The organism is Streptomyces jumonjinensis, from assembly GCF_009600885.1.
GTDB lineage: Bacteria > Actinomycetota > Actinomycetes > Streptomycetales > Streptomycetaceae > Streptomyces > Streptomyces jumonjinensis.
Genome location: NZ_VCLA01000157.1, coordinates 180,026 through 194,220, shown reverse-complemented (window position 1 = coordinate 194,220; position 14,195 = coordinate 180,026). Strand labels below are relative to the sequence as shown.

The 14,195-nt window shown below is 71.9% G+C and carries 10 protein-coding genes; 8 read left to right on the top strand and 2 right to left on the bottom strand.

Going from position 1 to position 14,195, the window contains the following annotated elements; genetic code table 11:
* Positions 1-355: 355 nt before the first annotated feature.
* Positions 356-1,486 (bottom strand): serine hydrolase domain-containing protein, encoded by a 1,131-nt coding sequence (locus FF041_RS22395; protein ID WP_153524437.1) that lies wholly within the window; start codon positions 1,484-1,486, stop codon positions 356-358.
* A gap of 294 nt (positions 1,487-1,780) precedes the next feature.
* Between FF041_RS22395 and FF041_RS22390 the strand changes: the two genes are divergently transcribed.
* Genes FF041_RS22390 through FF041_RS22380 form a run of 3 tightly spaced genes read left to right on the top strand, consistent with a single transcriptional unit; the run spans position 1,781 to position 4,502 of the window.
* The gene (locus tag FF041_RS22390) at positions 1,781-2,434 is read left to right on the top strand and encodes a helix-turn-helix transcriptional regulator (protein ID WP_153524436.1); all 654 of its coding nucleotides are present in this window, start codon (positions 1,781-1,783) and stop codon (positions 2,432-2,434) included.
* Positions 2,431-3,564 carry an aminotransferase class I/II-fold pyridoxal phosphate-dependent enzyme gene (locus FF041_RS22385; RefSeq protein ID WP_153524435.1) on the top strand — a complete coding sequence of 378 codons (1,134 nt, stop codon included), beginning with the start codon at positions 2,431-2,433 and terminating at the stop codon, positions 3,562-3,564. The genes FF041_RS22390 and FF041_RS22385 overlap by 4 nt, the downstream gene beginning before the upstream one ends.
* Positions 3,561-4,502, top strand: coding sequence for an ornithine cyclodeaminase family protein (locus FF041_RS22380; RefSeq protein ID WP_153524434.1), 942 nt, complete (start codon positions 3,561-3,563; stop codon positions 4,500-4,502). The genes FF041_RS22385 and FF041_RS22380 overlap by 4 nt, the downstream gene beginning before the upstream one ends.
* Before the next feature lie 249 nt (positions 4,503-4,751).
* Here FF041_RS22380 and FF041_RS22375 read toward each other — a convergent pair whose 3' ends face one another.
* Complete coding sequence (locus FF041_RS22375) at positions 4,752-5,345, bottom strand: GNAT family N-acetyltransferase (protein WP_153524433.1); 594 nt, start codon at positions 5,343-5,345, stop codon at positions 4,752-4,754.
* 377 nt (positions 5,346-5,722) lie between these two features.
* Here FF041_RS22375 and FF041_RS22370 point away from each other — a divergent pair, with 377 nt between their 5' ends.
* The 5 genes from FF041_RS22370 (at position 5,723) to FF041_RS22350 (ending at position 14,084) form a co-directional block, all read left to right on the top strand.
* Positions 5,723-7,369 (top strand): DUF6056 family protein, encoded by a 1,647-nt coding sequence (locus FF041_RS22370; protein WP_153524432.1) that lies wholly within the window; start codon positions 5,723-5,725, stop codon positions 7,367-7,369.
* A 305-nt stretch (positions 7,370-7,674) separates the two neighbouring features.
* Complete coding sequence (locus FF041_RS22365) at positions 7,675-9,399, top strand: lysyl oxidase family protein (protein WP_153524431.1); 1,725 nt, start codon at positions 7,675-7,677, stop codon at positions 9,397-9,399.
* A gap of 518 nt (positions 9,400-9,917) precedes the next feature.
* Complete coding sequence (locus tag FF041_RS22360) at positions 9,918-11,600, top strand: VanW family protein (protein WP_153524430.1); 1,683 nt, start codon at positions 9,918-9,920, stop codon at positions 11,598-11,600.
* Between the two features lie 225 nt (positions 11,601-11,825).
* Positions 11,826-12,623, top strand: coding sequence for a 3-hydroxybutyrate dehydrogenase (locus FF041_RS22355; protein ID WP_153524429.1), 798 nt, complete (start codon positions 11,826-11,828; stop codon positions 12,621-12,623).
* Positions 12,624-12,686: 63 nt separating this feature from the next.
* On the top strand, positions 12,687-14,084 hold the full coding sequence (locus FF041_RS22350) for an MFS transporter (protein ID WP_153524428.1): 1,398 nt from the start codon (positions 12,687-12,689) through the stop codon (positions 14,082-14,084).
* Positions 14,085-14,195 lie beyond the last annotated feature (111 nt).

The window sequence follows — 14,195 nt, the reverse complement described above, 5'->3', positions numbered from 1 at the left end:
GCTGGAGTTCGACGAGATGCTGGAGGGGTTCATGAACGGGTTCATGGAGGGCTCCATGAACCCCGCACCGACCTCGGGGTTCTCGTTCGAAGAGATCCCCGGCGGTGCGGAGGCGTGACCCCGCCGGCGGGTCCGGGCCGCCCGGCCCTGACCCGCCCCGGCCGGGCGCACGGCACCGGTCACCGTGGCCGGACCCGCCCCGCCCCCCCCCCCCCACGGGCGGGGCGGTCACCGTGGCCGGGCTCGCCTCCGGCCGCCGTGCGGGTCCGCGGTCAGCGCGGACGGGTCCCGCCTCCGGCCGCCGTGCGGGCCGGCGGTCAGCGCGGACGGAAGCCGTCGCGGCCCGTGGCACGGCTCACCGGTTGAAGGCCGGGAAGGCGAAACGCATGGCGATCTTCAACCCGTCGCCCTTGGCGTCGGTGCTGTTGACCGAGTAGACGACGGTCCGGGACAGATCACGGGTCGCGGCGATGACGGTGTGATAGCCGGGGCGCGCGCCCGTCTTCCCCCAGACCTCCTTTCCGTTCACGACGAACCGCTCCAGGCTCGCGCTCCTGGTCGCCCCCGCGATGTCCGGAACCGTGAACATCTCCTTCAGCTGCGGCTCCGGCACCACCTTTCCGCGGAACAGCGCGACCAGGAACCGTTCGAGGTCGGCGGTGGTGGAGATCATGTCGCCGGCCGCCCAGCGATCCGACATGTTCCACTCCGTGACATCCGTCAGCCGGCCGTCCATCCACTGGTAGCCCCGGTTGTGCGGGCCGTGGACACGCGGATCGGGGCCCTTCGGGAAGGAGGTGCGCCCCATGCCGAGCGGCCGGAAGACACGCACGGCGGCCTGGTGCTCGTAGGTGTCCCCGGTGACCTTCTCGATCAGCATGCCGAGCACGGTGTAGTTGATGTTGTTGTACTGCTGCCGCTCGCCCGGGTCGAACGCCGGCCCCCTGGCGACGCCCGAGGCGACGACCTCCTCGGGCGTCAGCGTCTCGAACCGGTGCGGATACTCCTGCTCCACCGTGTCGCCGAGTGATCTGCCCGACTGGATGCCGCTGGTGAAGTTGAGCAGATTCCGTACGGTGACGGGCTTGGTGAAGTCGGCGGTCAGCAGATCCGGGAGATAGGTCCCGACGGGCGCGTCCAGCTCGATCCTGCCTTCGGCGGCCAGTTGCAGCACCACGGCCGCGGTGACGACCTTCGTCGTCGACCCCGCCCGGAAGCGAGCGTGCTCCAGAGCGGGAGCGCCGGTCCTCATATCGCGTACCCCGGCTGTGCCGTGCCACCGGCCGTGCCCTCCGACCCGTACCAGCGCCGCGGTCGCGTCCTTGTCGGGCAGCCCGGCGAGGGCCGCGCGCAGCGCCTTCACATCGGGCCCGGCGGCGGCGACGGCCGCCGGGGCGGACTCGGCGAAGGCGGGAATGGCCAGCGGCCCCGCGGCGAGCCCGAGGACGAGGGCTGTGGACAGGACGGCACGCGTGCGGGATCTCATCGGCTGCTCCGGATTCAAGAGGAGAGTCATCTTCGTGGACGCTTCTCATCCTGGCGATGACGGCCGGCCGGGGAATCGTCGGCACTGGGGAGAGCGACCCTGCCCGCATCTCGGGGTAACCGGCCCGGAGACAGGGCGAGTTCTCAGGGGATCCCCCTAATGGCGGCCGGGACGGCAGGCCGGCGCCCCGGGGTGAGCCTCCCGTCCCGTGTCCGGCTGCCGCGCCGGCCCGCGCGGCCCCTGCCGGGGGAGAGGGCCTGGATATTCTGTCCGAGCTGGACGTATAGTCCGGGCATGGAGACAGTGGACGAGGGCGCCGACCCTCGCGTGCGGATGTGGGCGCCGGTGTGCCAGGCCGTCGCGCTGCTGCTCGGCCCCTACGCCGAGGTGGTGCTGCACGATCCGGACACCGACCGGATCCTGGCCGTCTGGAACCCGATGACCTCCCGGGGGCCCGGCGACCCCTCGCTCCTCGGCGAGCTGGACGCGCTCGACCCCTCGGCCCGGGATGTGTTCGGGCCGTACGAGAAGCTGCTCGCGGACGGCCGGCGGCTGTCGTCCGTCAGCGCGGTCCTGCGCGACCCGGGCGGAAAGGCTTCCGCGGTCCTGTGCGTCAACCTCGACCGCACCCCGCTGGAGCAGGCCGCGGCCGTGCTGTCCGCGTTCGGCGCTCCGAGCGCGGCCCGCCCTGAACCGCTGTTCGAACAGGACTGGAGCGAGCGGATCCAGCACACCGTCGGCGCGTATGTACGCGAGTCCGGCCGCCCGGTGGAGCGGCTGACCCGCCAGGACCGGCTGGCCGTCCTCGGCCGGCTCGACGAGGCCGGGGTCTTCGCCGTACGCCGCGCCGCTCCCGTCGTCGCGGGCGCGCTGCGGATCTCCCGATCCACCCTCTACAGCCTGCTGGCCGAGCTCAGAGCACCAAGCGCAAAGGACCAAGCACCATGACCCGGTTGCCCGACTTCCGGCTGGAAACGTACTTCTCCCGGTGGGAGTTCACCGCGCGTCACCATATGACCGCGTCCGATGTCGAGACCATGACGCTCTCCGAGCTGCTCGCGCTGGCGGACGGCGCGGACCGGGCCGCGTTCGGGAATCTGTCGCTGGGCTATACGGAGACCTACGGCGATCCGGCCCTGCGCGAAGTGATCGCCCAGATGTACGAGCGGGCGGACGCCGCCGACGTGATCTGCTTCTCCGGCGCCCAGGAGGCCCTCTATCTCGCGATGAACGTCCTGCTGGACGCGGGCGACCACGCGGTGGTGGTGACCCCGAACTACCAGTCGGCCGAGACCGTGCCGCTGGCGCTCTGCGAGGTCACCGGCGTCGCCCTCGATCCGGAACGCGACTGGGCCCTGGACCTCGACCGGGTGAGGGCGGCGATCCGGCCGAACACCCGCGTCGTCTCGGTGAACTTCCCCAACAACCCCACCGGCAAGGTCATCGGCGCCGCCGACTTCACCGCGCTGGCACGGCTCTGCGACGAGCGCGGCATCCATCTCTTCAGCGACGAGGTCTACCGGGGTCTTGAGCGCGATCCGGCCCGGACCCTGCCGCAGGCGTCGGATCTGTCCGAGCGCGCCCTCTCGCTCAATGTGACCTCCAAGTCCCTGGGGCTGCCGGGGCTGCGCGTCGGCTGGATCACCTGCCGCGACCGCGCGGTGCTCGCCCGGCTGGAGCGGGCCAAGCACTACACCACCATCTGCAACTCGGGCCCCAGCGAGATTCTCGCCCGTATCGCGCTCACGGCGCGGAAGACGATCCTGGACCGCAACCGGGCCCTGATCGCGGAGAACCTGCCGGTCTTCGACGCGTTCTTCGCCGAGTTCGCGGACGCCTTCGAGTGGCGGGCGCCGGACGGCGGCTGTGTCGCCTACCCCCGCTATCTCGGCCCGGAGGGAGTGGAGGAGTTCTGCACCCGGCTGGTCGAGGAAGCCGGAGTGCTGCTGCTGCCCGCGAGCATCTACCGCTCCGAGCTCACCCCCACGCCCGTCGACCGGTTCCGCATCGGCATCGGCCGCCGTGCCCCGGAGGCCGGTCTCGCCGCCCTGACGCGGTGGATGAGGGCGCACCGATGACCCTGCCCGTCTTCGGCACGGCAGCCATCGAGCGGGCCGCGACCCCACGACTCGTTCTCGACGCCGTGCGCGGGGCGCTGATCGCCCACGCCGAACGGCGCACCTCCGTGCCGCCGCCGCTGCATCTGCGATTCCCCGACGCCGACGGGGACTGCCATGTCAAAGCCGGCCGGATCACCGGAGCCGCCGACTTCACCGTCAAGATCGTGACCGGTTTCTACCGCAACCCCGGGGCCGGCCTGCCGTCCAACCACGGTGTGGTGTGCGTCGTCAGCGCCCGTACGGGGCGGATCCGCGCGATCCTCGACGACCAGGGCCTGCTGACCGCCTGGCGCACCGCAGCCGCGGGCGCGCTGATCACCCATGCGATGGCCCGTCCCGACGCCACGACCCTGGGGGTCTTCGGCACCGGGGAACAGGCCCGTCTGCACATCGACTGGCTGGCCGGGCTCCGCCCGATCGGCGCCGTACTCGTCCATGGGCGCAGCCGGGCCAGGACCCGGGCGTTCTGCGATGAGCTCACCGCGCGCGGCCGGCCCGCCCGGCCCGCCTCCGCCGAGGAGGCCGCGGGCGCGGACATGGTCATCACCGCCACCCCGGCCACGGCCCCGGTTCTTCAGGCCGCCCATGTCCGCGACGGCGCGCAGGTGACGGGGATCGGCGCCGATATGCCGCACAAGAACGAACTGCCGCCCGCGCTCTTCGCCCGCGCGGGAATGATCGCGACGGATGACCACGACCAGTGTCTGGACCACGGAGACTTCGGCCACGCGGTCCGGGCGGGCGCTGCCGCCGCCACGGGTGACGTCCCCGCCGGTCTTCTTCTCAGTGGGCCCGTCGAGCGACCGGCCGGGGCGGTCACCGTCGCGGATCTGACCGGCGTCGGCGCGCTCGACGCGGCGCTCGCCTCGGCGGTCCTGGACGAGCTGACCAGGTAGAAGGAGGCCGTCGGGCACGCGCCGCCGCTCGCCGCAGGGGTCGGGTGCCCGGTCACCGCGGGGCCGCCTTGGAGCGCGGGCGCACGACTCCGCACGAGCCGCCTCCGGAGCGCGGCGCATGGGTCCGCGCGTCAGGCGGCGCCGGACGCCCGCGCACCCATGGGCGGGTGATCGCGGGCCGTGTGGAACCTCAAGGGAGGGGCCGAGCGCTCCGTCGGACCACTGCCGACGAGCGCCCGGCCGCTCAGATCAGGACACGTCCTTGCGCATGCACCAGATGTGCGGCCCGCCGTCCGGCACCGTCACCTCTGCGGTGACCTTGAAGCCCAGACGTTCGTAGAGCGACACATTCCGGTCGGTGGCGGTCTCCAGATAGATCGGGTATCCGGCGCGGGCCGCTGCCTCGATGCCGGGGCGGAGAACGGCGCTGCCGAGGCCGCGGCCCTGGGCGTCGGGGTCGACGCCCACAGTGGCGAGATACCAGACCGGTTCGGTCGGGCGGTACGGCTCCACCAGCTTCTCGGTGGCCTCGAACACCTCCGCCCGGTCGCCGGCCAGCTCGCCGATGGAGGGGGCCACCTCGGTGAGGCCCGGGGTGGGGTCCTGGTCCGGAGTGGTCCAGGCGGCCACGGCCAGTCCGCCGTCGCCGACCCAGACCCGGCCGTACACCATCCCCACCCGCGTCAGGAACAGCTCCTGGAAACGGCGCACCCGCTCCGCGTGGTCGTCGGCGGCCACCACATGACGGGTGTAGGGGTAGTCGCTGAACGCGCGGCCGAGGGTTCGCACAGCGGTCGGAATGTCATCGGGGGTCGCCGGACGAACGCGGTCGTCGGTGGTCATGGAGTGTTGCCTCCGGGAAAGAACTGCCGGTCGTGGTCGAATAGAAAACGATCAAGGTGGGTGGAGAGTTCCCGCCCACCCCGCTCCGCGGGACGCGCCTGCTCCCCGCCGGGCGGCGGACGGGCTCTGGCACCCGGTTCGGCTCCTCCCGGCTCGCGGGCGGGCGGATACGGCGTGACGATGGGCCGTGACCGTTGCCGTGGCCCTGCGGCAGGACGGTCCCGCGGATGCCGTGGACGGCTCGGCCGGTCCGGCGTCCGCACCGTGTCACCGCCTCGGACCGGCCCGCCCCGGCCGCCCGGGGCGCCCGCACGGTGCGGACGTCACCGCCACCGCCACCGTCTCCGCCGAGGGCGACAGTGAAAGGCGGTGCCTGCATGGCCGCTGACGGGCAGGGGACGACCGCCCCGCGGCAGCCGGACGGGAGCGCGCTGCCGTCGCCGGGGAAGTCGCCGGGGAAGGGGAGTCCCGGATCCGGGCGGCCGTGGCCGACGGTCGGGACGGCGTCCCTCGCGCTGCTGCCCCTCACACTGCTCGGCGCGGCGTGCTGGTGGGCACGCTGGGTCCGTCCCAGCGGGGACGACTGGTGCTTTCTGCCCGTGGTGCGCGACGACGGCCTGGCCGGGATGGTCGGCAAGTTCTACGTCAAGGACAACGGCCGGATCGCCAACGCCCTGCTGGTCTGGGTCTACGCGAGATTCGACGTCGCCGGCCACCAGTGGTTCGCTCCGGTCAGCGGCGTGCTCGTCCTGGCCGTCCTCTGGGCCGTGACCGCCTCGGCGCTGGACAGGGCCCGTCTGACGGCGCCGCGCGGGGTGCCGCTGCTGGTGGCGTCCATGGTGACGGCGGTCTTCCTGCTCGCCTCGCCCAACACCTACAAGACGTTCTACTGGCCCGCGGCGTCGGTCTCCCACACCCTGGCTCCCGTGCTCGCCTGCGCGGCGGCGATTCCCCTGCTGCGGGCCAGGTCACGCAGCGGGCGGACGGTCGCCCTGGCCGTCGTGTTCACGGCGGGCGCCGTCGTCGGCACGCTGTCGGAGGAGACATCGGTCGTCGTGGTCGTGGTGCTCTCAGCCGTCCTTCTGCTCAGCCGGCGGGCCATCGCCGCGCCCGGGCGGGCCTACGCGCGGGCCTGGTGCCTGACAGGCGTCGCCGGGACCGTGATCGGCACCCTTGTGCTCGTCACCTCCCCGGGCTCACGGAACCGGCGCGAGCGGTACGCCGAACGGGGCCCGTCCCTGTTCGCGCCCGAGTCGCTGATCGACTCCCTCGGCGCGTTCGCGCGCATCACGGCTCACCTCCTGACGACATGGCAGTACCTGGGAGCGGTCGCGGCGGGGGTGCTGCTCGGCCTGTTCGCCACCGCGTCCCATGGAGGCGCCGCGTCCCACGGAGCCGCCGTGTTCCGTAGAACCACCGCGCCCCACGGAGCCTCCGCGCCCCGCAGAACCATCGCGTTCCGTAGAACCACCGCGTCCCGCAGAACCACCGCGCCCCACGGACGCGCGGCGCTCCCGGCGGGGCGGCCCGTGCCGGTCCGCGCCGGTGTTCTCGTCTTTCTCGTCGCGGGCTATCTCTGCACGGTCATCGCCTATCCCGCCTTCGGCTCGGGGGTGGTGAACTCCACCCGGCTCTGGAACGACTACGTCTTCCTGTACGTCGTGCTCCTCGTCGGCCTCGGAGCGCTGCTGGGGCACACCGTGCGCCTGCGGGAGCGGCGCGTCGGCGCCGTGCGGGCGGCCGGTGCGGCCGTGTGCGGCATCGTCTGCGTCGCCCTCGCCTTCCCGCTGGCCCAGCTGGGGGACGCCATACGGGTACGGGCCGGGGAGTGGGACCACCAGGACCGGTGGCTGCGCGCTCAGGCGGCCCGGGGCGTCCGCGTACTCCCGTACCGGCCGACGCCGGTCGGCGGGATGACGGAGCCGTTCGGCCACCGGGGGCACCGGAGCTGGCCCGCTCACTGTGTCGCCGACTACTACCGTCTGGAGCGGATCACCCGCTCCACGACGCCTCCCCCGCGGTGAGGAGCGTCTTCGGCCCCCGCCGGCCGGCCGCGCCCCGTGACCGGCCCGGCCAACTCGCGTGCGCGATAACGCAGTTGACTCATCTGCCCCAGCGGATCATCCATTTCTCGGCTGAATCCCTATCACTTCATGCATTTCCGGTCAATCCCGCGCGGGATCGCACCGCCGCGGACAACCCACACGGGACCCCGGCCGCTCTCCACGATCAGCCGCGGTTCCCGCAGCCGGGTGTTCCCGGCCGGGGCTGACCAACCGCGCGCCGACTTCGGTTCCAAGATCAATGGCATTCGTCAACGAGGGGAAAAATGAGCAGGATCAGCAGAAAGCGTCTCTGGGTCGGGGGAATCTCCGTCGCGTCGGCGCTCACCGTCACCGCAGGGATCACCGCCGCCGCGCCCGCCGCGGAGCAGGCCGCGCCGGACACGGACATCCGCCTGATCGCGGCCTCCCCGTCCGTGACGCTCGAACGGTACAAGGGGGAGGGGGGAGTGCCCGACGGCGTCTTTCTGAACCTCGGAACCTATCTCTCCGTCAAGGGCACGCCCTTGGAGTTCCGGGCCGAGCGCGCGAACTACAGGAAGCCGATCGCCGTTCAGCAGATCATCCGCGAGGGTGGGGAGGTCCGCACCAAGGATCTGCCGAAGGACCTGGTGAAGGACTTCATGGGGCTGCCCGACTTCACACGGGTCACCCTCACCGACGCGTCCGGGCGGAAGGTCGTGTCGAAGAAGGAGGCATTCTGCCCGAACAACGCCTCCGGGCGGACCGACCCCGGGGCGCCGCGCACCTCCCGGTACCCCGAGGGCTGTTCACCCCACCCCTTCACCCTCGGCTCGGTGTGGGGCGTCGAGCAGGGCTGGGCCTCCAACACCTATCTCGACTACTACACCACCCCGGTGGACGTGCCGGACGGCGTCTACACGGCGAAGATCTCCGTGACCAAGAAGTACCGCGATTTCCTCGGCATCGCGAACGAGCCGCAGACGGTCGAGGTCACGGTGCGGACGCTGGGCGAGCCGCCGGAGGCCGAGGCACGCTCCGCGGCCAAGGGCGCGAACGCCGATCACGCCGATCACGCCGGTGGCCACGGCGGCCACGGCGGCCATGCGGAGCAGGGCCCGGCGAAGGGCATGGGCCCGAAGCAGCTCCGGGGCGACAGCACCGAGATCACCCCGCCACCGGCGCTGCCGTACGCGCTCATGAAGACCGGCCGCGCGGCCGTCGCGACCTCGGGCGACGGGCCGGGCCGCACCGATGGATCCCGGGTCAGCCCGCCGATGAAGCCCGCGGCCGAGCGCCCGTCGGGCCGGGCGGGCCTCCCGGCGGACGCGCCGAAGCCCGACCTCCGCGCCCTGCCCGCCTGGGACATCGGCATCGACCCCGCGCGCGAGGGAGAGCCCGCGGGCCGGGACCATCTGGCTTTCGCCAGCACCACCTGGAACGCGGGCCCCGCGCCGCTGGTCGTGGACGGCTTCCGCAAGCCGGGCAAGGGGCTGATGGACGCCTACCAGTACTTCTACGACGCCAAGGGCGAGCAGATCGGCTACGCGCCGAGCGGCACCATGGAGTGGGACCCGCGCGACGACCATATGCACTGGCACTTCACGGACTTCGCGGCCTACCAGCTGCTGAAGGCCGACAAGAAGGAGGTCGTGCGCAGCGACAAGGAAGCGTTCTGCCTCGCCAGCAACGCGGCCGTCGACTACACGGTGAAGGACGCCAACTGGCACCCCACCAGCACCGATCTGAGCACCGCGTGCGCCAGCGGCGAGCCGGAGGCGCTGTCGGTGCGCCAGGCGCTCGAAATCGGCTCCGGCGACACCTACCCGTCGGCCTTCGCCGGTCAGTCCTTCGACATCACCGATGTGCCGAACGGGACCTACTGGATCAAGGTCGTGGCCAACCCGCAGAAGCGGCTCCACGAGACCAGCCTCGACAACAACACCGCCCTGCGCAAGGTCGTGCTCGGCGGCGAGCCGGGCGCGCGCACCGTGCAGGTGCCCGCGCACGGCCTGGTCACCTCCCGGTGACGGCGCCGGGAGACCACTGAGAGAAGGCGGATCGCCGGCAGCGGCGGACCGCTGGCACGGAGGCCCGGCCGCATCCGCGCGGCCGGGCCCTGTGGTGTGTCAAGGGGCGTTCGGCCCTTCCGTTCCGGCGCCCCTGTTCCCGGAGGCGTCATGACGCCCGGTGGCGGCATCGGCGCTGTGGGTGAAGGTGCTTCGGGTGGCCGAGAACCGGCCGGTGGCCGGAGCGGTACCGGAACCTCAGTACCATTCATGGGACAGGCGACCGGCCGTACAGCTGTCCTCGGCGCGAGAGGACCTCGCCGGTCCCCCTGTGGTTCTCCGGAGCGCGGCTCTCGTGAGGGGGCGAATGCCGTCTTACCGGGCTTTGACGGGTGGTCTCTCTATGATCGGCGGGCCGTCGGACGCGCGACGGGAGACCGCTGTATGCCGGGGCGGCCATCGACAAGGAGATTTCCGTGCTTCGTTCTTCCGGTCCCACGGGTAACGCCGGGGACGGCCGACGCCGAATACATCCCGCCATGCTCGTGGCGGGGGCGGTGTGCCTCGGTTTCGGCGGCCTCTATCTGGCGGGACTGCTGCTCACCGACGGTGAGGTGCCTTCGGGGACGCGGGTGCACGGCGTGGACATCGGGGGCCTCGGCCCGGCCGAGGCCGAGCGGAAACTGGAACGTGAGCTGTCTCACCAGTGGCCCGAGCCGGTCGAGGTGCGCATCGGCGACCGCACCGCGACCGTCGCGGCCCGTGAGGCGGGTTTCACACTCGACAGCCGGGAGACCGTCGCCCAGGCCGCGCGGTCCGGATCCGACCCGTTCACCGTGATCGGCCGTCTCTTCGCCTCCGGCGACCGCGACGCCGAGCCGGTCCACCGCGTGGACGAGGCGAAGATCCGTAAGGCGCTGGAGGCGCTGGCCGAGAAGCACGACCGTACGGCGCGTGAGGGCGCCATCACCTTCCGCGAGGGCCGTGCGGTGCCGGTGCAGGCACGCGTCGGCGAATCGCTCGACGTCGGAGGCGCGACCGACGTTCTCCGCTCGGCGGTGCTCGACGGGCGGACCGGTCCGGTCACCCTGCCGGTCAGCCGCAGCGAGCCCCGCGTCGGCGCGGACGAGGTCAACCGGGCCATGGACGAGTTCGCCCGGCCCGCGATGTCCGCGCCGGTCACCGTCAGGGTGGCGGACCGGTCCAGCACGATCAGCCCGGTGACGATCGGCGAGCATCTGGAGATGAAGCCCGACAAAACGAACCGGCTCACCCCCCGGCTCGACGGCGAGGCGCTCCGCGAGGATCCGGCGGTGGAGCGCTCCCTGGCCGGGATCACCGACGAGCCCGTGGAGGGCGTCCTGGGCATGGAGGGGGGCCGGGTGGTGCTCGCCGAGGGCGGCACCCCCGGGCAGAAGGTCACCGCCGCCGGGCTGGAGCGGACCGTCATGCCCCTGCTGACCCGCGACGGAGCGGCCCGCGCGGCCACGCTGCCCACCACGACGGTGGAGCCCGAGCTCAGCCGGAAGACCTTCGACTCCCTGGGGCTCAAGGAGCAGATGTCCACCTTCACGGTCGACTTCGATCCCGCCCCCTACCGCAGCACGAACATCGGCCGTGCCGTGGAGCTGATCAACGGTTCGCTGGTCGAGCCCGGCAAGGAGTGGAGCTTCAACCAGACGGTGGGGGAGCGGACCAAGGCCAACGGCTTCGTGGACGGCATCATCATCCAGGACGACCAGTACACCAAGGCCGCCGGCGGCGGCGTCTCCGCGGTCGCCACCACCATGTTCAACGCCGTCTTCTTCGCCGGGGTCAAGCCCGTGGAGTACGGGGCCCACTCCTTCTACATCGAGCGCTACCCGGAGGGCCGGGAGGCGACCGTCGCCTGGGGCAGCCTGGATCTGCGATTCCTCAACGACTCCGGCAACTCCATCTACATCGCGGCCAGTTCCACGGACTCCTCCGTCACCATCAGCTTCTACGGCACCAAGAAGTACGACTCCGTCAAGGCGGTCAAGGGCCCCCGTACCGAGGTGAAGAAGCCGGGGAGCCGTAAGGGCCCGGAGAAGAACTGTCTGACGCAGACGCCGCTCGACGGCTTCAATGTCAATGTGGAGCGGGTCTTCGGCTCCGGCGGCGAGGAGGTCAAGCGCGAGACCTTCACGACCCGGTACGTCCCCCGCGACGAGGTCACCTGCGAGTCGCCGATCACCCTCTGACCGGTCGGTCCGCCGGGCGACCGACCGACTGACCGACCGGCCCGCCCGGCGAGGACGGTGAGCGAGCGGCACGAGAGGCGACTTCGGCCGGTCCGCCCGCGCCCGGACCGCCCGCGCTCGGCCCCCGGCACCGCGACGAGTAGGCGGATCCGACACAGCCGCCGCGCTCATTGTGGTGCTCGCCCACATAGGTACGCGGTGCCGGTGACCCTACTGTTTCCGGCCATGACGAGCATCTCTCCCCCTCCGCTCCCCGGAGGGCCGCCCGCTCCCGCCGGGGTCGACTTGAGCTCCCGCACCGCCCTGGTGACCGGCGGCGGAAGCGGCATCGGCCGGGCGTGCGCCATCGCCCTGGCGGCGGCCGGCGCCACCGTGCAGGTGGTCGACCGGGACGCCCGGTCGGCCAGGGCCGTCGCCGAGGAGATCGGCGGCCGGGCGTACATCGCCGACCTGGCCGACCCCGCCGCGATCGACACACTGCCCGCCGACGCCGACATCGTCGTCAACAATGCCGGGCTCCAGCACATCGCCCCCCTCGTCGAGTTCCCGCCGGAGCGCTTCGCGCTCATCCAGCAGGTGATGGTCACCGCCCCGTTCCTGCTGCTGCGCCGCACGCTGCCGCATATGTACGCGAACGGCTGGGGCCGGGTCATCAACATCTCCAGCGTCCACGGACTGCGGGCCAGTGCGTATAAATGCGCCTACGTCGCCGCCAAGCACGCCCTGGAGGGCCTGAGCAAGGTCACCGCCATCGAAGGCGCGCAGCACGGTGTGACCAGCAACTGCCTCAACCCCGGATACGTCCGTACGCCCCTGGTCGAGAACCAGATCCACGACCAGGCCGCCGCCCATGGGATCAGCGCCGACGAGGTGCTCTCCCAGGTGCTGTTGACCCGCTCGCCCCTCAAACGTCTGCTGGAGGCCGAGGAGGTCGCGGCAGCGGCCCTGTGGCTGTGCGGAGAGCACACCGGCTACATCACCGGCGCCTCCCTGCCCCTCGACGGCGGCTGGGGAGCCAATTGACCCCGGTGCCCGACGGCCCCCGCACACCCCCGTCCCTCCCCGCACCCCGGAACCGGTGACCTCATGACCGACGCCAAGACCGCCGCGCCAGACGGCCCTGCCCGCTCCGGCGGCATCGCCCGGATCGTCGGCGCGAGCCTGATCGGCACCACCGTCGAGTGGTACGACTTCTTCCTCTACGGCTCGGCAGCCGCGCTGGTGTTCAACACCCTGTTCTTCCCGACCAGCGATCCGCTGGTGGGCACGCTCATCGCCTTCGTCACCTACGCGATCGGATTCGCCGCCCGGCCGCTGGGCGGCGTGGTCTTCGGACACTTCGGCGACAAGATCGGCCGCAAGAAACTTCTGGTGGTCAGTCTGCTCATGATGGGCGGCGCGACCTTCGCCATGGGGCTGCTGCCCACCTACGACTCCATCGGCATCGCCGCCCCGATCCTGCTCACCGTGCTCCGGCTGATCCAGGGCTTCGCGCTCGGCGGCGAATGGGGCGGCGCGGTGCTGATCGTGTCCGAACACGGCGGCGACAAGCACCGGGGCTTCTGGGCGTCCTGGCCGCAGGCCGGCGCTCCCGGCGGCAACCTGCTGGCCACCGGCGTCCTGGCGCTGCTGGCCGCCGTCCAGTCGGAAGCGGCGTTCCAGTCCTGGGGCTGGCGCATCCCCTTCCTGCTCTCCGGCGTTCTGGTGGTGATCGGGCTGTGGATCCGCGTCTCGGTCTCCGAGTCACCGGTGTTCCTCGCGGCCCAGGCCAAGGCCGAGGCGGACGCCGCCCGGGGAGTCAAGGCGCAGCCGCCGGTCGTGGAGGTGTTCCGGAGAAGCTGGCGCGAGGTGCTCGCCGCCATCGGCACCCGGTTCGGCGAGAACGTCTCGTACTACATCCTCACCTCCTTCCTCCTGGTGTACGTCACCACCCACCTGGAGCTCCCCAAGAGCACCGCGCTCAACGCCGTACTCATCGGCTCCGCCGTCCACTTCGTCACCATCCCGCTGTGGGGAGCGCTCTCCGACCGGCTCGGCCGCAGACCGGTGACGCTGATCGGATCGGTGGGCATGGCCCTATGGGCGTTCGCCTTCTTCACCCTGGTGGACACGGAGTCGTTCACCGTGATCACACTGTCGGTGACCGTGGGCCTGCTGCTGCACGGAGCCATGTACGGCCCGCAGGCCGCCTTCATCTCCGAGATGTTCGACACCAAGGTCCGCTACTCGGGCGCGTCGATGGGCTCCCAGCTCGCCTCCATCGTCGCCGGGGCGCTGGCCCCCATCATCGCCATCGAGCTGCTGAAGGACTACGGCTCCTCGACACCCGTCGCCGTATATCTGTGCGCCGCCGCGGTGATCACCACCGTCACCGTCGCCGTCGTCAAGGAGACCCGTGGCCGCGATCTGTCCCGCGCCGCACCGGGCCGGACCCCGGCCCCGCACCCGGGTCGGACCCCGGCCGGCGACGTCGATCCGGCGTGACCCGGCCCGTCGTGCCCGCCCGCGGCCCGCTGGACCGCGGCGGGCACGGTGGACCCGGTGCGTCGGCGCCGCGGCCGGAAGGGAGGAGGACTGCCACCATGGCGACCGTGA

What these genes read in the sequence shown, in the direction of transcription:
- FF041_RS22365 (WP_153524431.1), top strand. Translation starts at nt 7,675, where the DNA reads ATGAGCAGGATCAGCAGAAAGCGTCTCTGGGTCGGGGGAATCTCCGTC.
- FF041_RS22360 (WP_153524430.1), top strand. Translation starts at nt 9,918, where the DNA reads ATGCTCGTGGCGGGGGCGGTGTGCCTCGGTTTCGGCGGCCTCTATCTG.
- FF041_RS22380 (WP_153524434.1), top strand. Translation starts at nt 3,561, where the DNA reads ATGACCCTGCCCGTCTTCGGCACGGCAGCCATCGAGCGGGCCGCGACC.
- FF041_RS22375 (WP_153524433.1), bottom strand. Translation starts at nt 5,345, where the DNA reads ATGACCACCGACGACCGCGTTCGTCCGGCGACCCCCGATGACATTCCG.
- FF041_RS22385 (WP_153524435.1), top strand. Translation starts at nt 2,431, where the DNA reads ATGACCCGGTTGCCCGACTTCCGGCTGGAAACGTACTTCTCCCGGTGG.
- FF041_RS22395 (WP_153524437.1), bottom strand. Translation starts at nt 1,486, where the DNA reads ATGAGATCCCGCACGCGTGCCGTCCTGTCCACAGCCCTCGTCCTCGGG.
- FF041_RS22350 (WP_153524428.1), top strand. Translation starts at nt 12,687, where the DNA reads ATGACCGACGCCAAGACCGCCGCGCCAGACGGCCCTGCCCGCTCCGGC.
- FF041_RS22390 (WP_153524436.1), top strand. Translation starts at nt 1,781, where the DNA reads ATGGAGACAGTGGACGAGGGCGCCGACCCTCGCGTGCGGATGTGGGCG.
- FF041_RS22370 (WP_153524432.1), top strand. Translation starts at nt 5,723, where the DNA reads ATGGCCGCTGACGGGCAGGGGACGACCGCCCCGCGGCAGCCGGACGGG.
- FF041_RS22355 (WP_153524429.1), top strand. Translation starts at nt 11,826, where the DNA reads ATGACGAGCATCTCTCCCCCTCCGCTCCCCGGAGGGCCGCCCGCTCCC.